Here is a 23194-nt window from a genome sequence, read left to right on the forward strand (position 1 = left end):
TGCTATGTGACTATGCAACCCTATCTGGTGTCTGGCAACGAAAATTGAAGGAGCGTCAGATCAACTCTACCTGTTTAATTCCAGCAGATCTAAATCGCCTGCTGAACAAATATCCAGATAAAGAGATCCAACCGGCACCGACCCTGTCTATCGCCAAGATTTTTTGGCATGCCTTGCGATCACGGCGCTTCGTTCGCTCATGATGTTCATCGCCTCTTGAGGCGATCTCTTGGTTTCTCGCGGACAACCCGTCTTTTCCGGAGAATAATGGTGGGTCAATGATGACATGGTCATGACGATATACTGATTCGCTGCTGGGGGACCTCAAACCAATCCTGGGGGGCGCTTTGGATCCACCGGCAATGCCGCTGGCTCTGCCTCCAACGGGCTCAGTACTAGCTCCAGGCGTCAGTGCAAGCCGCCGACCCCGAGCAGGCTTTCGACCGTTTGATGATCTCTCGACAGGCGTTCCGGCGTGCCTGTCCAGGCCAGTCGGCCGCGTTCGAGGATGATGACGTGATCGGCGAAATCGAGCGCGCTCTGGATGCGCTGTTCGACAAGAAGGATGGTCATATCGCCCTTCTTGGCGAGATCGGCGAAGGCAGCCATCAGTTCCTCGCAAATGACAGGCGCTAGGCCCTCGAGCGGTTCGTCGAGCAGCAGAACGGACGGGCGGCCGAGAATGGTGCGGGCTGTTGAAAGCATCTGCTGCTCGCCGCCGGAGAGCTGGTTGCCGAGGTTTCGGCGGCGCTCCTTCAGGCGCGGGAACATGGCATAGGCTTCCTCCAGCGCCGTCTTCGGCCGCGCCTTCAGACCGACGAAAAGGTTCTCTTCGACCGTCAGCGTGGGAAAGACGCAGCGCGTCTGAGGCACATAGCCGAGGCCCCTATGGGCGCGCATTGCGCTCGGTGCTGCGGTGACATCCGAACCACCGAGGTGGATCTGGCCTTGATACCGCCTGGTCTGGCCGGCAAGCGTTGCCAGGAGCGTGGTCTTGCCCATGCCGTTACGGCCGAGCACGGCTAGACGGGCGCCTGCCGGCACGGTGAAGGAGATGCCTTCGAGCACCCGCGTCGGCCCGTATCCGGCCGACAGGTTTTCAACCTCAAGCGACAGGGCTGGCATTGGCATAGCTCCCGAGATAGGCCTCGCGCACGCGGGCATCCTTGGTGACATCGGCCGGCAGGCCGTCGAAGATGATCGCGCCGGCCGCCAGCACGATGACGCGCTTGGCAAAACGGAAGACGAGGTCCATGTCGTGTTCGATCATCAGGACGGCGAGATCGGCGGGAAGGTCGGCCAGCGCCTGTTCGATTCGGCCGGTATCGCTTTGCGGCACGCCGGCCGCAGGCTCGTCGAGCAGCAGCACCTTCGGCCTCAGCGCCAGCGCCACGGCGATTTCGAGGAGCCGCTGCTGGCCATAGGCGATCTCGCTGACTCTGCGATGCATCAGCGAGGCCAGCCCGAGTTTACCCAGGAGATCGTCGACCTCCGCCATGACGTCGGGCATGGCGAGGAAATTCCCGAACATCTTGCGGGTCTTTCCGTCACGCTGAAGGACGGCGAGCCCCACATGTTCGGCGGGCGTCATATCCTGAAAAAGCCGCGTCACCTGAAAGGATCGGACGAGGCCGCGTTTGACCCTGCCGATCGCATCCACCTTCGTCACCGCCTCGCCGCCGAGGCGAACCTCGCCGGAATCGGGGGAGAGATTGCCGGTGACGAGGTTGACGAAGGTGGTCTTGCCGGCGCCGTTCGGGCCGATCAGCGCGATGCGGTCGCCGGGCGCCATTGCCAGCGAGACATCATTGGTGACGGCAAGGCCGCCGAAGGCTTTCCTGAGATTGGTTACTTCGAAGACCGGGCTCATGCGCGCGTCTCCTTCCGGCGGCAGATCAAGGCGGCGGCCGTTCCGTAGAGGCCTTTCGGCGCAAACAGCACGACGGCGATCAGCAGGGCGCCGACCATGGTCAGCCAGTGAAAGGGGTTGGCGGCCGAGACATAATCCTCGAAGAACATGAAGATGACGGTGCCGGAGAGCGCGCCGAACAGGGAACCGGTGCCGCCGAGCACGAGCATGACAAGCGCTTCGGCCGATTGCGTGAAGGACAGGCTGTCGAGCCCGACGACCTGGGTCGAGATCGCATTCAGCGCGCCGCCGACGCCGGCAACGGCGCCTGAGATCACGTACATCTTGATGAGAGCGGCCTTCGGCGAGCCGCCCATGGCGCGGATGCGCAGCGGGTCTTGCCGGATGCCGCGGCAGAGCATGCCGAAGGGTGAGCGAACCAGCAATCGCAGCAGCATGAAGACGATGACGAGCAGTGTCGTTCCGAAGAAGAAGGCGGTATGGCCGTAGAGATCGAATTCGAAAATGCCGAATATCGGGTCCGGCGCAATGCCGGAAAGCCCGTCGCTGCCTCCCGTCCAGGAGGAGGCCTTGTTGGCAAATTCATGGAAGAGGTGGATGAGCGCAATCGACAGCACGAGTTGCGGCAGCCCATGCGCGCGCAGGATGATCGCGCCGCAGAGCAGCCCGGCAACCGCGCCCCCTGTTATGCCGGCAAGCATCATCAGCAGCGGGTCGTTGATGCCGTAATGCGCCGACAGGATCCCGGCGGCATAGGCGCCGGAGCCGAAGAGCGCGGCATGGCCGAGCGTTGCGACGCCGCAATAACCGGTCACGAGATCGAGCGACAGGACGAGCAGGGCGATCGTGATCATCCGCGTCAGAAGCGCCAGATTGTCGGGTAAGGCGAAATAGCCGATCGCGGCGATGGCCGTGATGGCCGCTACTCCGAGAAGATCGGCATTCACTGCGCGCCGATGCCGGAGGCGTTCGGTTTCGTTGTTCATGACGAGCGTCATCCTATTTCATCCTTCCGGCAAGGCCGCGCGGGAAGATGCAGATGATGGCGATCACGGCGAGATAGAAGAAGAATTCCCCGAATTCCGGCATCAGATAGCGTCCCGTCGTATCGATGGCGCCAAGCAGCAGGCAGGCAATCAGCGCGCCCGGAATGGAGCCGGCGCCGCCGACGGAGACGACGACGAGGAAGGTCACCATGTAACGCAGCGCATAATAGGGCTCGACCGGCAGGAGTTCGGCGCCGACCACGCCGCCGAAGGCGGCAAGCCCGACGGCAACGGCAAAGCTCACCGCATAGATGATCTCTGTGCGCACGCCGAGTGCGGCAGCCATCGCCGCATCGTCGACGGAGGCGCGCAGCTTGACCCCGAAGCTCGTTCGCTCGATCGCGAACCACAGGGCGAGCGCAACGGCGAGGCCGCAGAAGATGACGAAAAGCCGGTGCACGGGAATGGTGCGGAATCCGAGATCGGCCGATCCCTGCAAGGTGCCGGCAAGCGGTATCGTCTTCAGCGTCGGTCCCATCACGTAGTTCGCGATGCCGATGACGCAGAAAGTGATGCCGATTGTCATCAGCACCTGGGTCAGTTCAGGGGCGCCATAGATCCGGCGGTAGAGAAAACGCTCGAGCGGAATTGCGATGATGATCGTGACGACGACGGCCGCGACGACTGCGACAGCATAACTAAGACCGAGGTCACGGGCGGCATAGGAGGCGATGTAGCCTCCGATCATGGCGAAGGCGCCATGAGCCAGGTTGACGACACGCATCAGCCCCATGGTCACGGAAAGGCCGATCGAGATCACGAAGAGCGCCATGCCATAGGCAAAGGCGTCGACGGCGATGCTGAAGACTGTCTGCATGAAGTTACCTTACTTCGATGCGGCGGCCGCGATGCGCGAGACCCCGCCGCCGGTCCGGATGCCGCAATCTTACTTGGCCGCCGCAAGGCCCGGGTCGCTCTGTTTCTCGAACGTCTGGATCTCCTTGTTGAAGTACGTCCCGTCATCGGCCTTGGCGACTTCGCGCAGATAGATGTTCTGAGTAATATGCCGGCTTTCCGGATCGATCGAGACCGGGCCGCGCGGGCTCACCCACGCAAGGCCCTTGACCGCGTCGACCGCTTTCTCGGCGTCCTGCTTGCCGCCCGTCGCCTCGATCATCTTGTAGATGACATACATGCCGTCATAGGCGCTGACCGCAGGGAAGGAGATTTCGGCCTTGTTGCCGATCGCCTTGGCGGCAGCCTCGACAAAAGCCTTGTTCTCGGGCGAGTCGTGCGACACGGCATAGTGGAAGGTCGTCTTGATGCCGAGTGCGGCGTCGCCGAGCGCCGGCAGATCGGATTCCTGCGTCAGATCGCCAGGCGCGAAGAACTTGATGCCGGCGGCCTTCAAGCCGTTCTCGTTATAAGCCTTGACGAAGCCAAGCGTCGTCGGGCCCGATGGCAGGAAGGCGAAGACGCCCTCGGCGCCGGAATCCTTGATGCGCTGCATAATCGGGCTGAAGTCGTTGGTCGCGAGCGGCATGCGGATCGCCTCGACCACCTGACCGCCGGCCTTCTCGAAACCGGCCTTAAACGCATTCTCGGCGTCGATACCCGGGCCGTAATCGCTGACGACCGAAATCACCTTCTTGACGCCGGTGTCGAAGGCAACCTTGGCGATCGGCGTCGAGGTCTGCCATGTTGTAAACGAGGTGCGTACGACAAGCGGGCTCTTGGTGACGATCGCCGAGGTGGCGGCGTTCATGATGACCATCGGCACGTTGCCCTGCTTCAGGATCGGCGTCACCGCCATGGCGTCGGGGGTGAAATAGAAGCCGGCGAGATACTGGACCTTTTCCTTGACGATCAGTTCCTGCGCCAGCGCCTTGGATTGAGCCGGATCGGCCTGCGGCACGTCGCGGTAGACGATCTCGACCGTGTCGCTGCCGACCTTGTTGCCGTTGACAGCCATATAGGCGTCGATGCCGGCCTTGAAGTTCTTGCCCTGGAGCGCGAAGGGGCCGGAGAACGGCCCGATGACGCCGACCTTGATGGTGTCGGCACAGGCGCTGGTGCCCATAAGGATTGCCGCAGCGGCGGCCAGAAACAGCTTCCTCATTCTTCTCTCTCCCTTTTCGGCGTACTCCAGCGCCGTATTGAATTTCAGGTTAGCTTGTCATGCGAAATGGTGATGTAAAATGAAATAAATCCCCAAACACATGATTTGCCGGTTATGGTTCTGTATCGTCCCGACTCTCGCTGTTCACCGGCGTATCGCAGCTTTCATCCCGCAATCTTCGTGTCAGAACGGCAATCCCACGTAGTTTTCCGCGAGCACCGTGGAGGCTGCACGAGAATGCGTGAGATAGTCGAGTTCGGCTTCCTGGATCTTCTGATCGAAATCGCCTGTATCGGGGAACCGGTGCATCATCGTCGTCATCCACCAGGAAAACCGCACGGCTTTCCACACGCGGGCGAGCGCCGTCTGCGAATAAGCGTCGATGCCGCTGTCGGAACCTTCGCGGTAATGTTCGAGGAGCCCGCGGAAGAGGTAATGGACATCGCTTGCTGCAAGGTTCAGCCCCTTGGCGCCGGTCGGCGGCACGATATGGGCGGCGTCGCCGACGAGGAAGAGCCGGCCGAAACGCATGGGCTCGGTGACGAAGGAGCGCAACGGCGCGATCGATTTTTCGAAGGATGGGGCGGTCCTCAATGCCTCGGCGTGATGAGCCGGTAGGCGCCGTCTCAACTCGTCCCAGAAGCGCTCGTCGCTCCAGTCTTCGATCTTCGCGTCGAGCGGGCACTGGATATAGTAACGGCTGCGCCTGGCCGAGCGCATCGAACAGAGCGCGAAGCCCCTCGGGTGGTTGGCGTAGATCAGTTCATGGCTGACGGGCGCCACGTCGGCAAGCAGGCCCAGCCAGCCGAAGGGATAGACCTTCTCGAAACTTCGGATCGCCCGTTCGGGAACGGCTCTGCGGCTTATTCCATGAAAGCCGTCGCAGCCGGCGATGAAATCGCAATCGATGCGGTGGCTGATGCCATCCTTCCGGTAGGTGACGAAGGGCGAGCCAGCGTCGATAGCATGCGGAGCCACATCGGCGGCGTCATAGATCGAAAGGGCGCCACAAGCTTCCCGCCGCTCCATGAGATCGCGCGTCACCTCGGTCTGTCCATAGACGGTCACACGCCTGCCGCCGGTCAATTCGTGAAGGTCGATGCGATGATCGCGTCCGTCGAAGGCGAGCGAGAAGCCGTCATGCGGCAGGCCTTCGGCATGCAGCCTCGCTCCAGCCTTGGCTTCATCCAGCAGCCCGACAGTGCCTTCCTCGAGAACGCCGGCGCGGACGCGGCCGAGGATATAGTCCTTGCTCACGCGGTCGAGGATGACGTTGTCGATTCCAGCTTCGGTCAGAAGTTGGCCGAGCAGCAGGCCGGATGGTCCCGAACCGATGATGGCGACCTGGGTTCGCAAATGCTTCCTCCCTTGCATTTTTGCGTTTTGTCAGATTCTGCCGCGCTGGCCGGATCGCCACAATGGACATTCCAGCCTAAAAATTGCACTAATCGAACATTGGCGCAGGAGGGAGCCGATGAGCAGACACATACCGACCTACGAACTCTACGGCGAAAACATCGGGCGGTCACCGGAATTCTGGTTGCATTGCGAAACAATCCGCTCCCGCAGCAGCCTGCATCAATGGGAGATTCGGCTTCATCGCCACGAGAGCTTCTTTCAGATATTATACATCGAAGCCGGCTCGGGCGATGCGATCTTCAGCAAGAGGAGCCATGCCATCCGTCCGCCGGCGGTCATCACGGTTCCCCCTGGGCTCGATCACGGCTTTCGCTTCTCACGTGATATCGACGGCCTCGTGATCACTATATTGAGGTCCCATCTCAGCCACCCGCCCGGCGAGCGAAGCCATCTCGGCGAGTGGCTGGCGATGCCGCATCTGACGCCGCTCGATCCCGGAAATGCCGAGGCTGCCTATGTCATGCAGACGCTGAGGCGGCTCGGCGACGAATTCGAAAACCGCCGCGGTGGCCGCAACGAGGTCTTGGCCGCCTATGTCGGGTTGGCGTTGCGGCTGACGGCGCGGATTTCCCATGAAGGATATGCGCAGGAGCTTCCGTCAAATGAGAACGAGCGGCGGATGGAGATGCTGGACGAACTGATCCAGCGGCATTTTCGATCGCACAGGCCGGCTTCCTTCTACGCCAGGGAACTTGGCATTTCGTCGACGCATCTCACCCGTATCGTTCGCTCGATGACGGGAAACACCCCGCATGAACTGATCGCCGGGAAACTGATCGAAGAGGCGAAGCGCCAGCTCGTCTTTACCATCGGCAGCGTTCAGGAGATAGGATTTCGCCTCGGCTTTGTCGATCCCGCCTATTTCTCGCGTTTCTTCCTGAAATATACCGGCGAAACGCCGCGGATTTGGCGGATGAACGAAAAAGCTCGGCTTGACCGGCCATAGGGCATTCGGTCATCTCACATCGCGCGCGTCAGTCGCGAATGGCTCACGCCGCCGGCCACGTCCAGTCCCGCACCTCCGGCATGTCCTCGCCGTATTCCCTGACATAGTCGTGATGCTCCGCGAGCTTGCCGTGGAAGGCGGCAAGCGCGTCTTTCGCCTTCTCCTTCAGGCCCGGCACGCGCTCGATGGCTTCGATGGCGAGATGGTAGCGGTCGAGTTGGTTGAGCACGGTCATGTCGAATGGCGTGGTCGTCGTTCCCTCCTCGACAAAGCCGCGGACGTGGATGTTCTCGTGGTTGGCCCGCTTATAGGTCAGACGATGAATGAGATAGGGATAGCCGTGATAGGCGAAAATGACCGGCTTGTCGGTGGTGAAGATCGCGTCGAAGGCCTCGTCGGAAAGGCCATGCGGATGCTGGTCACTGGATTGCAGCGCCAGGAGGTCGACGACATTGACAGTGCGGATCTTCAGCTCTGGAATGGCCTTGCGCAGGAGATCGACGGCGGCGAGCGTTTCCATCGTCGGGACATCGCCGGCGCAGGCCATGACGAGATCGGGCGAGATCGTGTCCTCCTCGTTGCTTGCCCAGTGCCAGATACCGATGCCGGCTTCGCAATGTTTCACCGCCTCGTCCATCGATAGCCATTGCGGCTCCGGCTGCTTGCCGGCGACGATGACGTTGATGCGGTCATAGGTGCGCAGGCAATGATCGCCGACCCAGAGCAGGGTATTGGCATCCGGCGGCAGGTAGATGCGGACGACGTCGGCCTTCTTGTTGGCGACGAGATCGACGAACCCCGGATCCTGGTGGCTGAAGCCGTTATGGTCCTGGCGCCAGACATGCGAGGTCAGCAGGTAGTTCAGCGATGAGATCGGTTTGCGCCATTCGATCTCGCGCGTCACCTTCAGCCATTTGGCGTGCTGGTTGAACATGGAATCGATGATGTGGATGAAGGCCTCATAGCAGGAAAAGAGGCCGTGCCGCCCGGTCAGCAGATAACCCTCCAGCCATCCCTGGCAGAGATGTTCGGAAAGCACCTCTACGACGCGTCCATCGCGGGAGAGATGGATATCATATGGTTCGATATCCTCCATCCACACGCGGTTGGTGACCTCGAAGACGCTGCCGAGGCGGTTCGACTCCGTCTCGTCGGGACCGAAAATGCGGAAGTTTGCCGCCTCCGCGTTGAGCTTCATCGTATCGCGCAGGTAATGGCCGAGGATCTCGGTCGATTGGGCGGCGACGCTGCCGCGCCTGCCGACGTCAACCGCATAGTCGCCTATGGCGGGAACATCGAGCTCCCGGCGCAACAAGCCGCCATTGGCATGCGGATTGGCGCCCATGCGGCGTTTGCCGACGGGGGCCAGCGCCCGCAGGTCGGTTTTCAGCCGGCCGTCGGCATCGAACAGATCTTCGGGATCGTAGCTTTGCATCCAGTCCTCGAGAATCCTGCGATGGCCCTCATTCTCGCGGCAGTTGGAGACCGGCACCTGGTGGGCTCGCCAGAAACCTTCCACCTTCTTGCCGTCGACCTCTTTCGGACCGGTCCAGCCCTTGGGGCTGCGCAGCACGATCATTGGCCAGCGCGGGCAGCCCGCCGCAGCCTTGCCGCTGCGGGCTTGCTCCTGAATCCCACGGATGCGGTCGAAGACCTGGTCCAGCGTCGCAGCCATCTGTTGATGCATGTCGCGCGGCTCATGGCCGTCGACGAAAAACGGCTCGTAGCCGTAGCCTTCGAAAAGACGTTTGAGCTCGTCGTCACCGGCCCGGCCGAGAATGGTCGGATTAGCGATCTTGTAGCCGTTCAGATGCAGGATCGGCAGAACGGCGCCGTCGCGGGCGGGATTGAGGAACTTGTTGGAATGCCAGCTGGCGGCGAGCGGCCCGGTTTCGGCCTCGCCGTCGCCGACGACGCAGGCGATGGTGAGGTCGGGGTTGTCGAAGGCGGCGCCATAGGCATGGACGAGGGCGTAGCCGAGTTCGCCGCCCTCGTGGATCGATCCCGGTGTTTCCGGCGCCGCATGGCTCGGAATGCCGCCCGGAAGGGAAAATTGGCGGAAGAGCCGGCGCATCCCTTCGGCGTCTTCGGTAATATCGGGATAGATTTCGCTGTAGGTGCCTTCGAGATAGGTGTTGGCGACCATTCCCGGCCCGCCGTGACCGGGGCCGCATATGTAGATGATGTCGAGATCGCGGGCGCGGATGAGGCGGTTCAGATGCGCATAGATGAAGTTGAGGCCGGGTGTCGTGCCCCAGTGGCCGAGCAGGCGGGGCTTGATGTGCTCTGACTGCAGCGGCTCGCGCAGCAGCGGATTGGCAAGCAGGTAGATCTGGCCGACCGACAGATAGTTGGCCGCCCGCCAGTAGCGATCGATCAGGGTGAGTTCAGCATCGGTCAGGGCGGCGGCGGTCGAGACATGCTTTTCCATGGGGCTTCTCCCGTTCGAAAACGCGTTCAACGTCAGTTCTAGCCGTTAGCGCGAGCGCGCCATTGATCTGGATCAGCGGACGCGGAGAACGGACAGCGCCTCGTCGGCGATCACCTGTTCTTCGTCCGTGGCAACGACATGGGCGGCCATGCGGCTTTCCCCGGTGCTGATCGTGAATCTGTGGGCGGCGTTGGCCTTTTCATCAATCGAAAGGCCGAGCCAGGACAGGCGTTTCGCCACGCCGGCGCGGATTTCCGGCTGATGCTCGCCAATGCCGGCGGTGAAGACGACGGTATCGAGGCCGCCGAGTGTTACCGCCATGCGGCCGATCTCGCCGGCAATGCGCAGGATGAACAGATCGATCGCCTGGCGCGCTTCCGGCCGTCCGTCCGTCAACAGATCGCGCGTATCGGCGCTGATGCCGGAAACGCCGAGCAGGCCTGAGCGTTGATAGAGCAGATCCTCGATCTCACCCAGCGATCGTTTTCTCTCTCCTGCCAGATGCAGGATCACGCCGGGATCGAGCCAGCCCGGGCGTGTCGCCATCGGGATGCCGTCGAGGGTGGAAAAGCCCATGCTGCAATCGCGGCTGATGCCGTTTTCCATCGCACAGAGGCTGGCGCCGCTGCCGAGATGGGCGACCACAGCCTTTGCCGCATGCGGCGCCTTGCGCGCGAGTTCACTGGCGATGAACTTGTAGGAAAGTCCGTGGAAGCCGTAACGCTTGATGCCCTCCTCATGCAGGGAACGGGGTATGGCGAGGCGGCGCACGAGATCGTCCTGCGTGGCATGGAAGGCCGTGTCGAAGGAGGCTGTCTGGACAAGATGTGGCTTCAGATGGCGGAGCGCGCGGATGAAGCGCAGCGCTTGCGGTTGGTGCAGGGGTGCGAGCGGGATCAGCGCTTCGATCCCATCGGTGGCGGCGTCATCAAGCGCGACGGCGCTCGTGAAGCGCTCGCCGCCATGGACGACGCGGTGGCCGGCCGCGGCTGCGGCCGCCATATCGAAATGATCGGCGAGACGCGTGAAGGTCTCGTCGATGACTCCGTGCAGATCGTCCGTCACCTCCGCCTTCAGCGGCATGTCGAATGTCTGCGATCCCTTGGTCAGGTCAAGCGAGAGCGGCTCGGCGCGGAGATCGATGACGCCCTTGCCGAGGCGTCGTGCCCCGGCGTCATCAATTGAGAAGACCCCGATCTTCACAGTCGATGAGCCGGCATTGAAGGTCAGGAGAAGGTCGGGGAATGACATGTCTTCAGAGAGCCCGCGCAGTCGTCACGATGGGCGAACCTAGCGCCGAAACTCCCGCTGGAAAGGCATCATTTGGCGGTTGCCTTTGCTTCGGTCGATCCCCACGCCTGTCAACCTCGCACGTGCGGTCATTGAGCATTGGCGGCACAATGGCGGCAAGAGCTCCAGCTGCAATAGCCCCCCGTGCGCAACAAGACGGTGCGTGGCGGCCGATCGGGACGCAAAAGCTTGGGTTCTGTTGAAATAAGCTGGGCTCAGGCCGTTGACGCCAGATTGACGTTGCGATCGCGGATGAAGATGCTCGCCTCGGCGGCGGGCATCGCCTTGCCGAAAAGGTAACCCTGGCCGATGTCGCAGCCGAGCTGCAGCAGGAAGGCAAGCTGGCCATGCTCCTCGACACCTTCCGCAGTCGTCTTGATATTGAGGCTTCTGCCGAGGCCAAGCATGGCGCGGACGATTTTTTCCTGGCGTTCGTCATCGCGATAGGTGGCGATGAAGCTTTTGTCGATCTTGATCTTGTCGAAGCGGTAGCGGGCGAGCTGGGCGAGGCTCGAATAGCCTGTGCCGAAATCATCGAGAGCGATCTGAATGCCGGCCGCGTGCAGCTCTTCGAGAATGACGGCGGCGATAGCGGGATCCTGAATCAGCGCGTTTTCGGTGATCTCAACTTCCAGGCGTTGCGGCGGTAGCCGGCTTGCCGAAAGGACCTTGAGGATGCGGGACGTCAGCAGCCTGTCTTCCATCTGCACCGGCGAGACGTTGAAGGACAACGTGACATGCTCCGGCCAGGTGAGCGCATCGCTGCAGGCCTGCGCAAGGAGATCCTCGAACAAGGCGGTGATCATCCCGGTTTCCTCGGCAATGTCGATGAAAACAGTCGGCGGAATGTTGACGCCATCCTCGCCGATCCAGCGCGCGAGGGCTTCGAAACCGCAAAGCTGGCCGGTCTTCAGATCAATCAGCGGTTGATAGAAAGGCTTGATCGCCTTATTGGCGATCGCGGCGCGCAGTCTGGTTTCCAAGGAGGCGCGTTCCGTTACCCTATCCTGCATCGAATTTTCGAAGACGAGATGATGGTTGGGGCCGCGTGATTTGGCCTCATACATGGCGAGATCGGCACGGTGGGCGGCGTCTTCCAGCGGCTCGCTGCCCTCGACCCAACGATCGTAGCCGACGCTGGCGCCGACTTCGACGGCAAAACCATCGATATGAATCGGGCGGGTGACGGCCTGGATCAGCAGCTTGGCGAAGCGCTCCTCGCGTTGTGTCGTCAGGGCAAAGGCGACGACGATGAATTCGTCACCGCCGAAGCGGTAGACGCAATCGGCATTGCCGAGCGCGCAGATGCGTTTGGCAACTTCGACCAACAAGACGTCGCCGCCCTTGTGGCCGACGAGATCGTTGACCTTTTTGAAGCCGTCGAGGTCGACGGAGAAGATGGTGACGTTTTGGTTCCATTCCTCGATTTCGGCCTCGTCGCTTCTGACCGGCCGTGAGAGGATTTTGCGCTCGAAGGCATAGCGGTTCGGCAGCTTGGTCAGATGGTCGTGCGTTGCCGTCCAGTCGGCCTTTGCCTGGGCGGCGGCGCGCAGTTCCATTTCCTTGCGCAGATCGGCAATACGCAGCACCGAGTAGATGAAGCTCATGGTGCCGGCGATGCCGAGTCCCAGAACGAGCTTGTCGGCGCCGTATTCACGGAAAGCGGTCATGAAGGAAACCAGGCTGTCGTCGAACCGCAGCAATGTAGCTAGGAGCCAGAGGGTAATCCCCAAACCGACGATCGACATGCATTGCCTTCCGGCTCTGCTCTGGAAAAACACCGGCATTATGCCTTCTCCAACTCCACCCGCGCCGAGATATCACGAAAGTCTGAAATGTTCGTTGAAACCAGAAGGCGAATTATCGGAGGGGGCGGTTTGCGGTGAGCCGCCGGCAGACGGATAGCGTTGCGATGCGGCCAGGACCGGCACTGCGGCTGTTTCGCCGGTCCCGTTCAGGAAGAATGTTGCTACAGGTGATTGGGCCGAAAAGATGCCCAGAAGAACGAAGGCGAGCGTGCTGACGCATCGCTCGCCTTTTCCAGTGCTTCAGGCGGTGACGATCAGCAGCGGAACGCTGAGGATGAGACCGGCCAAAACCGTGAACGTGGCGACGCGCATCAACCGCAGGCGCCGTGTACGCTCTCCACTCCAATCATATGTCATTCTTCCATCTCCTTGGGACAAGGAAGTAGTCCCCGCAAAACCGGGTTCAACAGCAATGACGCGATTTGCTTGTGCAAGGCTGGATAAAATAAGGAATCTCTAATGCTGGAAGCGTAGCGACCAGCGGCTTCCGTTGCTGGTCATCCGAAGGATGGCGAGTGGCTCGACGTCGCTCAGCCAGAAGGAGGAGGGTGGCGCCTGAAGCACGTGGGCGACTGCAGCCCGGATGACGGCCGCGTGGCTGATGGCGATCACGTGACCGCTTCGGGCGGACTGGGCATCCATCCAGCCAGCGACGCGCTTTCGCAGGTCGAAAACACTCTCGCCGCCGTGAGGGGCCACCCCCGGCTCGGTCATCCAGGCCGTGAGGTTTTCCGGCTCTTCCGCCTCGATCGCCTCGATCGGCCTGCCAGCCCAGCGGCCATGGTCGCAATCTCGAAGCGACGGATCAATCTGCGCTTCGAGACGGAGCGCCTCAGCCGTCTGGAGGGCGCGCATGGCGGGGCTTGTGACAATACGATCGGCGTGGGGGAGGGCGGCCATCCTGGCTGCTTCTTCCACGGCCTTTTCTTCCAGCGGTTCGTCGAGCGGAAACTGGGCCTTGCGGTTCGCCGACGTCGCGCCGTGGCAGATCCAGGTGAGGCGCATATTCACGATTGTTCTGATCTCCGATGACGGGATGGGGACGGCCTTTGCCGGCTTCGTGAAGTTTCGTTGACAGTCTCTTCGGCGTGCAGATATAACCGTGCTGTTGCGGGTTTGGAAGCCGGTGGAAATCCGGCGCGGTCGCGCCACTGTGACCAGCGTGTCGAAACTTCTTCACGCTGGAAGTCAGACCCTGCCGCACAACACTCTTTCGACTGAACGCGTCATTCCGGAGGAATACATGTCTGACACCACTTTCGCGCCTGTCGCGGCGCCGGCGCCGATCCCTGTAGGGGAAATCCTTCCCTGGGCGATCTTCGGCGGTCTGCTGATGCTCATCGTTCTTTATTTCGTCGGCACCGAGGAGGGCGCGATGGCGCTGTTCAACGGCATGTATGTGCACGAATTCGTGCATGACGGCCGCCATCTCCTCGGATTTCCCTGTCACTAAAGCGCATCGCGATCTTTCGGATTCGCTTCTCGCGCTTTAGGTCTTTGTTTACGCATGTCGTTATCGCAAAACCGCTGCACAGTTTTGCGCGACAAGGGGGAATACTGACATGGTTGGAAAGCTTCTGCTTCGCGGCATGCTCGCGGGCCTGATTGCTGGCATCCTCGTTTTCGCCTTCGCCCATACCTTCGGCGAGCCGCTGGTCGATGCGGCAATCGCCTTCGAGGAAGCGAGCGCCCAGGCGGCGGGCGAAGCTGCCGAACCTGAAATCGTCAGCCGGGCCACGCAGGCCGGCCTCGGCCTTTTCACAGGCGTCATGGCCTACAGCATCGCCGTCGGCGGGCTTTTTTCGCTCGCCTTCGCCTTCGTGCACGGCCGCTTCAGCAGCCTATCGGCGCGCGGCACTTCGGCCGTCATCGCCATTGCCGCCTTCGTGGCGGTCGTGCTTGTTCCCGCCATCAAATATCCGGCCAACCCGCCGGCTGTCGGCAATCCCGATACGATCGGCGCCAGGACCGAACTGTTCTTCCTGATGATCGTCGTTTCGCTCGCCTCGCTGATTGCCGCGATCGCGCTGTCGCGCCGCCTTGGCGAGCGCTTCGGTCTCTGGAACGGCGCGATTATCGCCGGCGTCGCCTATCTCGTCTTCATCGGCTTCGTGCTTTATCTGTTGCCGCCGATCAATGAGGTGCCCGAGAATTTCTCGGCGATCGTGCTCTGGCGGTTCCGCACGACCACGCTCGGAATGCACGCGATCCTTTGGGCAGCGCTCGGTCTAGTTTTCGGAGCGCTGGCCGAAAGACGTCTTGCCGCCAAGAGCGGTCTGCGGCCGGCGTTCCGGTGATGCGGCATATCGGCAGGTTTGCTTTTCTCGGTCTGATCGCGAGCCTGTTGCCAATGTTTATCGGAAATGCCCTCGCCCATGGGAGCAGCTCTGGCGGCTCTCATCCCGGGCTCGATATTCCGGCAATTTCTCACGGCGAGATGGCGGTCATTTCGGAGTATCGCAGCAGCATCAGCATGCTGGCGTCGCGGGCGGCCGATACAAACGAATCGTTCCGGCGTGTCCTGAACTACTCGGAAATCCAGTATTCCTATTGCTTCTGGGGCCGGATGCCGGGCAGCGTGACGGACGAGGAAAGCCCTTTCAACGAATGCGCCCATGCCTATCTCGCGGCGACGAAAGCCGTGCTGATGGCGATGCGTGAGATGCCGCGAGAGGCAACCGCGGCGGGCGAAATCATCTCGGCCATCGACGCCGACATGGCGGGCCGCGGACTTGCCTTCATCACCTGCCAGTTCAGCGGTGAGGCTTTCAACACCGCCGATATTATCAAGCCGAGCTGGAGCAAGGTGCCGCTTCATCCTGCCAGCATGGCGTCACTGACGGGGTTGGCCGCTCTGTTCGGTCTGGCCGTTCTCGCGCTTCGTCGCGTCTCGCGGCCGAAGGCTCAGTCGTCGGAATAGCGCTGCTCGCGCCACGGATCGCCATACATATGGTAGCCGTTCTTTTCCCAGAAGCCGGCCTCGTCGGCGGCGATTAACTCGATGCGGCGCAGCCATTTGGCGCTCTTCCAGAAATAGAGATGCGGCACGACGAGCCGCAACGGGCCTCCGTGCTCCGGTGTCAGCGGCAGGCCTTCCCAGGAGGTCGCCAGGATCGCACCCTCGGCGGCGAAATCGGCGAGCGGCAGATTGGTGGTGTAGCCGTCGTAGCTCGTCAGCATCACGTAGGCTGCTTCCGGCCTCGGCATGGCGCGATCGAGCAGATCCCGCGTCGAAACGCCGTTCCATTTGTTATCGTAGCGCGACCAGGTGGTGACGCAGTGGATGTCGCTGATCCTGGTGCTCTGCTCGATCGCCTGGAATTCCGTCCAGGTGAGGGTGAGTGTCGTTTCGACCAGGCCGCGTACTTCAAGCCGCCAGCTCCCGGTTGAAATGACCGGTTGCTGGCCGAGATCGAGCACCGGCCAGTTCTTGACGAGGTGCTGGCCGGGCGGCAGGCGCTCGGCCTCGGGACGGCTGATGCGGCCGGTCAGGAACTTGCCCTCGGATGCCCAGCGGCGCTTGGAGTTTGTGAGCTTGCTGTCGGCGGGCGTCTGGTCGTCGCTCATGAACGGGTCTCCTTGCGGTGCAGCAATAGGACATCCGTCCCTGCCGAGTGTCAAGTTTCGGCGAGCTCTTGGAAATCTTCGCTTGCCTCATTAGACTGAGCCGTCGGGCATGCCTTGCTGGGGAGTGAAGGCAGAAAGGGAGGAGCCGGATCTGTCTTCGAGATATCGTGCTACCGCGGCGCTGCTGCTGGTGCCGCTCGTCATCTTCGCCTTCTTCACCTATGGAAGCGCGATTGCGACGCGCGCCTATATGGAGGAGGCTGCCGCTCAGGCGGGAACGGCGCTACGCCTTGCCGTCTCGGCGCTCAGCGGCCACCTCAACCGCTACGAGGCGCTGCCGGCGCTGATCGCCGATCACGACGATATCAAGGAACTGGTCAGCGCGCCCGACGACATGGCACTGCGTGATGCGGCCAATCTCTATCTCAAGGAGATCAACGGGCTCTTAAAATCTTCCGACATCTATGTGGTGAAGCCGGACGGGGAGACGATCGCGGCGAGCAATTACGATGGACCGGGGAGCTTCGTCGGCCAGAATTTCAATTACCGGCCTTATTTCCAGGAGGCGATCGAAGGCCGGCAGGCGCGGTTTTATGCTCTCGGCACCACATCGCTAAAGCGCGGCTACTATTTCTCTGCCCCGATCAGGGTCGGCGCGGATATTCGCGGTGTCATCGTCTTCAAGGTCGATATCGACATGATCGAATCCTCCTGGAGCGGCGGCGAATACAAGATCTTCGTCTCCGATCCCGAGGGCATCATCTTCATGTCCGGCAGCCCGGAATGGCTCTATGGCGCGATCCTGCCGCTGACGGCCGACCGTATCGCCCGCACCGAGGCGTCGCGGCGCTATGCCAATGCGAAGCTGACGGCGCTGCCGGTGACGCGTCATCGCTTCGAGCCGCATGATCTGATGACGCTTGCGAGCGATCGGGGCGCAAGCGAGTATCTGGTGCTGTCGCATTATATGCCGGCCGAGGACTGGACGGTGAACGTGCTGATGGAGACGAGTTCCATCCGCGCCCAGGCGCGCACCGCGCTTGTCGCCGTCTTTCTCATCCTTTGCATCGCAGGCCTTGCTGTGGCGGTCATTCGCCAGCGGCGGGCGCGGCTTGCCGAGCGCATGTTGATGCAGGCCGAAGCGCGGGGCGAGCTGGAGCGGCGGGTGGAGGAGCGCACGGCGGATCTTGCCCGCGTCAACAGCCGCATCGAGGAGGAGATCGCCGAGCGGCGGTTGACCGAGCAGCAGCTTCGCCAGACCCAGGCCGATCTCATCCAGGCGGGCAAACTCGCCGGGCTCGGGCAGATGTCGGCTGCCCTTTCGCATGAATTCAATCAGCCGCTCGCCGCCGCCAAGACCTATACGGACAGCGCTGCCGTTCTGATCGATCGAGGGCGAACGGAGGAGGCGCGCGACAATATAAGGCGGATCGGCGGGCTGATCGACCGCATGGCCTCGATCAGCCGGCACCTGCGCAACTTCGCCCGCAAACCGAATGAGAAGCTCGGGCCGGTCCCCCTCGACGAGGCGATGCGCGACACGCTGGAGATCATCGCCTGGCGGCTGAAGGCGGCGGACGCCGAACTCCGGCTCGATCTCGGAACGCGGCCGCCGGTGGTGCGCGCCGGTTCGGTACGGCTGCAGCAGGTGCTGGTGAATGTGATCTCCAATGCGGCCGATGCGGTTGAAGGACTGGATGACAGGCGCATCGAGGTTTCGGCCTTCGAGGCGGCCGGCAAGGTGGTGCTGACGGTGCGCGATCACGGACCCGGGGTGCCGGCGGCAATCGCCGAGCGCATCTTCGACCCCTTCTTCACGACCAAGGGTGTGGGCAAGGGGCTCGGCCTCGGGCTTTCGATCTCCTACAATATCATCAAGGATTTCGGCGGCAGCCTGACTGCCGCCAATCATCCTGAAGGGGGCGCGGTGTTCCGCGTCGAGCTGCAATCGGCGGCTGGGCTGATGCCGGAGGCAGCCGAATGAACGAAGCCAAGATCCTGCTTGTCGACGACGAGGAGGAACTGCGCCGCTCGACGGCGCAGGCGCTGGAGCTCTCCGGCTTCAGCGTCGAAACTTTTTCGAGCGGCGATCATGTGCTGGAACTGATCGGCTACAGTTTTCCCGGCGTCGTCGTCAGCGATATCCGCATGCCCGGCATGGACGGCATGACTTTGATGCAGAAGATTCGTGAAATCGATCAGGAGGTGCCCGTTATCCTCGTCACCGGCCACGGCGATGTACAGCTAGCGGTCAAGGCGATGCGTGAAGGCGCCTATGATTTCATCGAGAAGCCGTTCACGACTGAAATGCTCGCCGGCGTCATTCGCCGGGCGATGGAGCGGCGCGGTCTCGTGCTTGAGAACCGGCTGCTGAAGGCGGTCGCCGGCAAACGCGACGATATCGAGGCGCGGCTGCCGGGGCGCACCCAGGTAATGGTGGATCTGCGCTACCGCATCCGCGCAATCGGCGCCAGCGATGCCGATACGCTCATCGTCGGCGAGACCGGGGCGGGCAAGGAGGTCGTGGCGCGTGCACTTCACGATATCAGCGCCCGGGCGAGCCGGCCGTTCATTGCGATCAATTGTGCCGCCCTGCCGGCGAACCTGATCGAGAGCGAGCTCTTCGGCCATGAGGCCGGCGCCTTTCCCGGCGCTGTCAGGCCGCGTTACGGCAAGTTCGAACATGGGCGCGGCGGCACCATCCTGCTCGACGAGATCGGCTCGATGCCCTTCGACCTGCAGGCGAAGTTCCTGCGGGTGTTGCAGGAGCGGGTGATCTCCAGGCTCGGATCGAACGAGGTCGTGCCGCTCGACGTGCGCTTCATCGCGACGAGCAAGGTGGATCTGGAGGCGGAGGTAGCCGCTGGCCGCTTCCGCGCCGATCTCCTCTACCGACTGAACGTCGCAACGCTGCATGTGCCGTCGCTATCGCAGCGGCGGGCAGACGTTCCGCTGCTCTTCCTGCAGCTGGTGCGGGAAGCGGCCGCCCGCTACGGCCGCGACGAGGTGGCCGTGCTGCCGGAGGTGATCTCCGACATCGCCCAGCGCGACTGGCCCGGCAATGTGCGTGAGTTGAGGAATGCCGCCGACCGTCTGGTCCTTGGGCTCGACAATGGTGGACGGCAGACCGAGGAGGCAACCGGGCTTGCGGAGCGGGTTGCCGAATTCGAGCGAGGGATTATCGCCAGCGCGCTGGTGGCGCATGGCGGCAGCCTCAGGCCGGTTTATGAATCCCTCGGCATCTCCCGCAAGACCCTGTACGAAAAGATGCAAAAATACGGCCTCGATAAGCGGATACTGACCACCGAAAGCTGAGTTCGGGTTCCGGTGATTCTCCGGGGCAACGGTGCCGCAGCCCTGGAACGTTGCGCGTTGGGTGGAAATCCACCCATCACCCATGCCGTTTGTTTCCAAATCGACCCATGCTGCATTGCACTGCCGCAGAATCATCTTGCGGAAGCGACGGTAGTGATTGCGGCTCGATTTCTCCCGGCGGCAAATAGGTCATCCCCGGCGCGGAGGATGTGTCGGCGGGCTTGCTGTTTCATCAGGGAGGAAACGATGAAAATCCTGAAGGCCGTGCTCGGCCTGACCGCGGCTGCCGCGGTTTCTCTTCTCGCCGGTGTCGCATCGGCGCAGACCTATCCCGAGCGCACCATCACCATGGTCGTCCCCTTTGCGGCGGGCGGCCCGACCGATACCGTCGCGCGGCTGGTGGCTGAATCGATGTCGAAGGATCTCGGTCAGCAGATCGTCGTCGAAAATGTCGGCGGTGCCGGCGGCACGCTCGGCGCCGGCCGGGTGGCGAACGCTGACCCCGATGGCTACACCATTCTTTTGCACCATATCGGCATGGCGACAAGCGCCACGCTCTATCGCAAGCTCGCCTACGACACGCTCGGCGCCTTCGAGTATGTCGGCCTTGTCACCGAGGTGCCGATGACGATTGTCGCGCGCAAGGATTTCGAGCCGACCGATCTCAAGGGCCTGATCGATTACGTCAAGGCCAACAAGGACAAGGTCACCGTCGCCAATGCCGGTATCGGTGCGGCTTCGCATCTCTGCGGCATGATGTTCATGAGCGCCATCCAGACGCAGCTCACGACCGTTCCTTACAAAGGAACCGGCCCGGCGATGACGGATCTGCTCGGCGGCCAGGTTGATATTATGTGCGACCAGACCACCAACACCACGAAACAGATTAAGGGCGGCACGATCAAGGCCTATGCGGTGACTTCGCCGAAGCGCCTCGACGTGCTGAAGGATGTACCGACGGCTGTCGAAGCTGGCCTGCCGGGCTTCGAAGTCGGCATCTGGCACGGCATCTACACGCCGAAGGGTACGCCGGCCGCGATTAACGAACGCCTGTCGAAGTCGCTGCAGCTGGCGCTGAAGGATCCGAATGTCGGCGCCCGCTTCGCCGAACTCGGCACGGCGCCGTCCTCCGATGCAGATGCAACGCCTGCTGCTTTGAAAGCCAAGCTCGAAAGCGAAATCGCCCGCTGGAAGCCGGTGATCGAGGCCGCCGGGGAATACGCGGACTAGTGAGGGATGTGCCAGGAATAGCCCCTCATCATAACCCTCTCCCCGAAAACGGGGAGAGGGGACCTGCCCTGAGCAATTGCGGAAAAGGCGAGAGGCTTGCGGCATGTTCCCTTCTCCCCGCAAGCGGGGAGAAGGTGCCGGCAGGCGGATGAGCGGCAATCGCGGCAGCAGCGCGTCACGTGAACCATCTCCAACTCCAGGAGACACTATGAAATCCATCAGTCTCGATAGCACCAATGCGATCTGCGGCGCGCTTTTCGTCGCGACCGGCACTTTCTTTGCCTATCAGTCGGTCGGGCTCGACCTGGGTACGGCTTTGCGGATGGGTCCCGGTTATTTCCCGTTTATCCTTGCCTGCGCACTGATACTTCTCGGCGCGATCATCTTCTTTCAGGCGCTGCGTGTGGAGGGGGAGCCGGTCGATCCCTTCGCCTGGCGCGGCATGCTCTTCATTCTGCCGGCTCCCGTCTTCTTCGGATTGACGGTGCGCGGGCTTGGATTTGCGCCGGCGCTGTTCTTCACAGCCTTCATCGCCTGCTTTGCGTCGCGCAAGATGAACCTGGTATTCGCGGTCATCCTGTCGCTGCTGCTGACAATCTTTTCGGTCGCCGTCTTCAGCTATGGGCTCGGACTGCCGTTCGAACGCTTCGGCCCCTGGGTCCGGTTCTAGGAGGCGATGGTGGATCTTTTCAGCAATCTCGCGCTCGGCTTTGCGACGGCGGCAACGTTCGACAATCTTCTCTTCTGCCTGATCGGCGTGCTGCTCGGCACGCTGATCGGCGTGCTGCCCGGCATCGGCGCCACGGCGACGATCGCCATGCTCTTGCCGATCACCTTCCAGCTCGAGCCGGTCTCCTCGCTCATCATGCTCGCCGGCATCTATTATGGCGCGCAATATGGCGGCTCGACAACGGCGATCCTCATCAACATGCCGGGCGAATCCTCCTCTGCCGTCACCGCGATCGACGGCTACCAGATGGCGCGCAAGGGCAGGGCGGGGGCGGCGCTGGCGATCGCGGCCCTCGGCTCGTTCTTCGCCGGAACGGTCTCGACCTTTCTCGTTGCGGTCTTCGCGCCGCCGCTGACCGACATCGCACTGCAATTCGGATCGGCTGAATATTTCTCGTTGATGATCGTCGGCCTCGTTTCCTCGATCGCGCTGGCGCACGGCTCGGTCGTCAAGGCGCTGGCGATGGTGGCGCTCGGGCTGCTGCTCGGCCTTGTCGGCACCGATATCTATACCGGCACGCCGCGTTTCACGCTCGGAATCCGTGAATATGCGGACGGCCTGAATTTCGTGGCGCTCGCCGTCGGCGTCTTCGGCGTCGCTGAAATCCTGCGCAATCTCGAGGGAGAGTCGACACGCACGGTGCTGATGGCCAAGGTATCGGGTCTCTTGCCTTCGCGCCAGGAATTCAAGGAGATGATTGCGCCCATCATCCGCGGCACCGCGATCGGTTCGGCGCTCGGCATCCTGCCCGGTGGTGGGGCGATCCTCGCTTCCTTCGCCTCCTATACGGTGGAAAAGCGCTTGTCGAAGACGCCGAAGGAATTCGGCCAAGGCGCGGTCGCCGGCGTCGCAGGGCCGGAATCGGCCAATAATGCCGGAGCGCAGACCTCATTCATTCCGCTGCTGACGCTCGGTATTCCGGCCAATCCCGTCATGGCTCTGATGATCGGCGCGATGATCATCCAGGGCATCGTGCCGGGCCCGAACGTCGCCACCGAGCAGCCGGCGCTGTTCTGGGGCATCATCGCCTCGATGTGGATCGGCAATCTGATGCTCGTCATCCTCAACCTGCCGCTGATCGGGCTCTGGGTGAAGCTTTTGACGGTGCCTTATTACGTACTCTTCCCCATCATCATGGCCTTCTGCTCGATCGGGGTCTACAGCGTCAATTCCAACGTCTACGACCTCTATGCCGTCGCCTTCTTCGGCCTCATCGGCTACGTGCTGGCAAAGCTGCGCTGCGAGCCGGCGCCGCTGCTGCTCGGTTTCGTGCTCGGGCCGCTGCTGGAAGAGAACCTCAGACGCGCCATGATCCTGTCGCGCGGTGACCCCAGCACCTTCATCACGCGGCCGATCAGCGCCACGCTTCTGGCAATCGCGGTCGCCGTACTGATCGTCGTCTTCCTGCCGAGCGTCAGGAAGAAGCGCGAGGAGGTGTTCGTCGAAGAAGCTTGAGGGTTGAACTCGCGAGTTGTTTGATGAA

General features: G+C 62.1%; 20 protein-coding genes and 1 riboswitch. Of the genes, 9 read left to right on the forward strand and 11 right to left on the reverse strand.

Going from position 1 to position 23194, the window contains the following annotated elements; translation table 11 throughout:
- Positions 1–408 precede the first annotated feature (408 nt).
- The 6 genes from HJC00_RS07795 to pobA all read right to left on the reverse strand — a co-directional run bounded on the left by HJC00_RS07795 (position 409) and on the right by pobA (position 6331).
- Positions 409–1125, reverse strand: coding sequence for an ABC transporter ATP-binding protein (locus HJC00_RS07795; protein WP_210629952.1), 717 nt, complete (start codon positions 1123–1125; stop codon positions 409–411).
- The gene (locus HJC00_RS07800) at positions 1106–1870 is read right to left on the reverse strand and encodes an ABC transporter ATP-binding protein (RefSeq protein ID WP_085779309.1); all 765 of its coding nucleotides are present in this window, start codon (positions 1868–1870) and stop codon (positions 1106–1108) included. Before HJC00_RS07800 ends, HJC00_RS07795 begins: the two co-directional genes overlap by 20 nt.
- Entirely contained in the window at positions 1867–2868 is a 1002-nt protein-coding gene (locus HJC00_RS07805; RefSeq protein ID WP_210629953.1) for a branched-chain amino acid ABC transporter permease, read from the reverse strand. The genes HJC00_RS07800 and HJC00_RS07805 overlap by 4 nt, the downstream gene beginning before the upstream one ends.
- Before the next feature lies 1 nt (position 2869).
- On the reverse strand, positions 2870–3733 hold the full coding sequence (locus tag HJC00_RS07810) for a branched-chain amino acid ABC transporter permease (RefSeq protein ID WP_210629954.1): 864 nt from the start codon (positions 3731–3733) through the stop codon (positions 2870–2872).
- A 69-nt stretch (positions 3734–3802) separates the two neighbouring features.
- Complete coding sequence (locus HJC00_RS07815; protein WP_210629955.1) at positions 3803–4975, reverse strand: ABC transporter substrate-binding protein; 1173 nt, start codon at positions 4973–4975, stop codon at positions 3803–3805.
- A gap of 183 nt (positions 4976–5158) precedes the next feature.
- Positions 5159–6331, reverse strand: coding sequence for a 4-hydroxybenzoate 3-monooxygenase (gene pobA / locus HJC00_RS07820; protein ID WP_210629956.1), 1173 nt, complete (start codon positions 6329–6331; stop codon positions 5159–5161).
- Positions 6332–6449: 118 nt separating this feature from the next.
- Here pobA and HJC00_RS07825 point away from each other — a divergent pair, with 118 nt between their 5' ends.
- Positions 6450–7340, forward strand: a complete 891-nt coding sequence (locus HJC00_RS07825) for a helix-turn-helix domain-containing protein (protein ID WP_210629957.1) — start codon at positions 6450–6452, stop codon at positions 7338–7340.
- Positions 7341–7383: 43 nt separating this feature from the next.
- On the opposite strand, the gene HJC00_RS07830 is transcribed toward HJC00_RS07825, so the two are convergent.
- From HJC00_RS07830 to HJC00_RS07845, 4 genes are all read right to left on the reverse strand, one after another.
- The gene (locus HJC00_RS07830) at positions 7384–9771 is read right to left on the reverse strand and encodes a phosphoketolase (RefSeq protein WP_221163817.1); all 2388 of its coding nucleotides are present in this window, start codon (positions 9769–9771) and stop codon (positions 7384–7386) included.
- 72 nt (positions 9772–9843) lie between these two features.
- Positions 9844–11022 carry an acetate/propionate family kinase gene (locus HJC00_RS07835; protein WP_210629959.1) on the reverse strand — a complete coding sequence of 393 codons (1179 nt, stop codon included), beginning with the start codon at positions 11020–11022 and terminating at the stop codon, positions 9844–9846.
- Between the two features lie 254 nt (positions 11023–11276).
- Positions 11277–12848: a bifunctional diguanylate cyclase/phosphodiesterase gene (locus HJC00_RS07840; RefSeq protein WP_210629960.1), complete on the reverse strand. Its 1572-nt coding sequence runs from the start codon at positions 12846–12848 to the stop codon at positions 11277–11279.
- Positions 12849–13325: 477 nt separating this feature from the next.
- Positions 13326–13880 carry a histidine phosphatase family protein gene (locus HJC00_RS07845; RefSeq protein ID WP_210629961.1) on the reverse strand — a complete coding sequence of 185 codons (555 nt, stop codon included), beginning with the start codon at positions 13878–13880 and terminating at the stop codon, positions 13326–13328.
- A gap of 56 nt (positions 13881–13936) precedes the next feature.
- Positions 13937–14087: riboswitch (cobalamin riboswitch) on the forward strand.
- Positions 14088–14112: 25 nt separating this feature from the next.
- Between HJC00_RS07845 and HJC00_RS07850 the strand changes: the two genes are divergently transcribed.
- The 3 genes from HJC00_RS07850 (at position 14113) to HJC00_RS07860 (ending at position 15789) form a co-directional block, all read left to right on the forward strand.
- A complete protein-coding gene (locus HJC00_RS07850; protein ID WP_011426664.1) occupies positions 14113–14322 on the forward strand; it encodes a CbtB domain-containing protein in 210 nt (69 codons plus the stop codon).
- 109 nt (positions 14323–14431) lie between these two features.
- Positions 14432–15166 (forward strand): CbtA family protein, encoded by a 735-nt coding sequence (locus HJC00_RS07855; protein WP_221163818.1) that lies wholly within the window; start codon positions 14432–14434, stop codon positions 15164–15166.
- A gap of 53 nt (positions 15167–15219) precedes the next feature.
- Positions 15220–15789, forward strand: a complete 570-nt coding sequence (locus HJC00_RS07860) for a hypothetical protein (RefSeq protein ID WP_259672204.1) — start codon at positions 15220–15222, stop codon at positions 15787–15789.
- Here the strand turns inward: HJC00_RS07860 and HJC00_RS07865 are convergent.
- Complete coding sequence (locus HJC00_RS07865) at positions 15774–16436, reverse strand: sulfite oxidase-like oxidoreductase (protein ID WP_221163820.1); 663 nt, start codon at positions 16434–16436, stop codon at positions 15774–15776. The two genes, HJC00_RS07860 and HJC00_RS07865, sit on opposite strands and share 16 nt — an antisense overlap.
- 109 nt (positions 16437–16545) lie before the next feature.
- Between HJC00_RS07865 and HJC00_RS07870 the strand changes: the two genes are divergently transcribed.
- From HJC00_RS07870 to HJC00_RS07890, 5 genes are all read left to right on the forward strand, one after another.
- Positions 16546–18420 (forward strand): sensor histidine kinase, encoded by a 1875-nt coding sequence (locus tag HJC00_RS07870; protein WP_259672205.1) that lies wholly within the window; start codon positions 16546–16548, stop codon positions 18418–18420.
- Complete coding sequence (locus HJC00_RS07875; protein ID WP_210629965.1) at positions 18417–19751, forward strand: sigma-54 dependent transcriptional regulator; 1335 nt, start codon at positions 18417–18419, stop codon at positions 19749–19751. Before HJC00_RS07870 ends, HJC00_RS07875 begins: the two co-directional genes overlap by 4 nt.
- A gap of 246 nt (positions 19752–19997) precedes the next feature.
- Positions 19998–20981, forward strand: a complete 984-nt coding sequence (locus HJC00_RS07880; protein WP_210629966.1) for a tripartite tricarboxylate transporter substrate-binding protein — start codon at positions 19998–20000, stop codon at positions 20979–20981.
- Positions 20982–21189: 208 nt separating this feature from the next.
- Positions 21190–21651 carry a tripartite tricarboxylate transporter TctB family protein gene (locus HJC00_RS07885; RefSeq protein ID WP_210629967.1) on the forward strand — a complete coding sequence of 154 codons (462 nt, stop codon included), beginning with the start codon at positions 21190–21192 and terminating at the stop codon, positions 21649–21651.
- A 9-nt stretch (positions 21652–21660) separates the two neighbouring features.
- Entirely contained in the window at positions 21661–23166 is a 1506-nt protein-coding gene (locus tag HJC00_RS07890; RefSeq protein ID WP_064804722.1) for a tripartite tricarboxylate transporter permease, read from the forward strand.
- The last annotated feature ends 28 nt before the right edge of the window (positions 23167–23194 follow it).

Source organism: Rhizobium sp. NLR22b (assembly GCF_019685295.1).
GTDB lineage: Bacteria > Pseudomonadota > Alphaproteobacteria > Rhizobiales > Rhizobiaceae > Rhizobium.

Bases quoted from the DNA above. Each gene is read 5' to 3' on its own strand.
- HJC00_RS07840 (WP_210629960.1), bottom strand. From the start codon at position 12,848: ATGCCGGTGTTTTTCCAGAGCAGAGCCGGAAGGCAATGCATGTCGATC.
- HJC00_RS07850 (WP_011426664.1), top strand. From the start codon at position 14,113: ATGTCTGACACCACTTTCGCGCCTGTCGCGGCGCCGGCGCCGATCCCT.
- HJC00_RS07800 (WP_085779309.1), bottom strand. From the start codon at position 1,870: ATGAGCCCGGTCTTCGAAGTAACCAATCTCAGGAAAGCCTTCGGCGGC.
- HJC00_RS07880 (WP_210629966.1), top strand. From the start codon at position 19,998: ATGAAAATCCTGAAGGCCGTGCTCGGCCTGACCGCGGCTGCCGCGGTT.
- HJC00_RS07865 (WP_221163820.1), bottom strand. From the start codon at position 16,436: ATGAGCGACGACCAGACGCCCGCCGACAGCAAGCTCACAAACTCCAAG.
- HJC00_RS07825 (WP_210629957.1), top strand. From the start codon at position 6,450: ATGAGCAGACACATACCGACCTACGAACTCTACGGCGAAAACATCGGG.
- HJC00_RS07795 (WP_210629952.1), bottom strand. From the start codon at position 1,125: ATGCCAGCCCTGTCGCTTGAGGTTGAAAACCTGTCGGCCGGATACGGG.
- HJC00_RS07805 (WP_210629953.1), bottom strand. From the start codon at position 2,868: ATGACGCTCGTCATGAACAACGAAACCGAACGCCTCCGGCATCGGCGC.
- HJC00_RS07810 (WP_210629954.1), bottom strand. From the start codon at position 3,733: ATGCAGACAGTCTTCAGCATCGCCGTCGACGCCTTTGCCTATGGCATG.
- HJC00_RS07860 (WP_259672204.1), top strand. From the start codon at position 15,220: ATGTTTATCGGAAATGCCCTCGCCCATGGGAGCAGCTCTGGCGGCTCT.
- HJC00_RS07870 (WP_259672205.1), top strand. From the start codon at position 16,546: ATGCCTTGCTGGGGAGTGAAGGCAGAAAGGGAGGAGCCGGATCTGTCT.
- HJC00_RS07835 (WP_210629959.1), bottom strand. From the start codon at position 11,022: ATGTCATTCCCCGACCTTCTCCTGACCTTCAATGCCGGCTCATCGACT.
- HJC00_RS07830 (WP_221163817.1), bottom strand. From the start codon at position 9,771: ATGGAAAAGCATGTCTCGACCGCCGCCGCCCTGACCGATGCTGAACTC.
- HJC00_RS07885 (WP_210629967.1), top strand. From the start codon at position 21,190: ATGAAATCCATCAGTCTCGATAGCACCAATGCGATCTGCGGCGCGCTT.
- HJC00_RS07855 (WP_221163818.1), top strand. From the start codon at position 14,432: ATGGTTGGAAAGCTTCTGCTTCGCGGCATGCTCGCGGGCCTGATTGCT.
- HJC00_RS07815 (WP_210629955.1), bottom strand. From the start codon at position 4,975: ATGAGGAAGCTGTTTCTGGCCGCCGCTGCGGCAATCCTTATGGGCACC.
- HJC00_RS07875 (WP_210629965.1), top strand. From the start codon at position 18,417: ATGAACGAAGCCAAGATCCTGCTTGTCGACGACGAGGAGGAACTGCGC.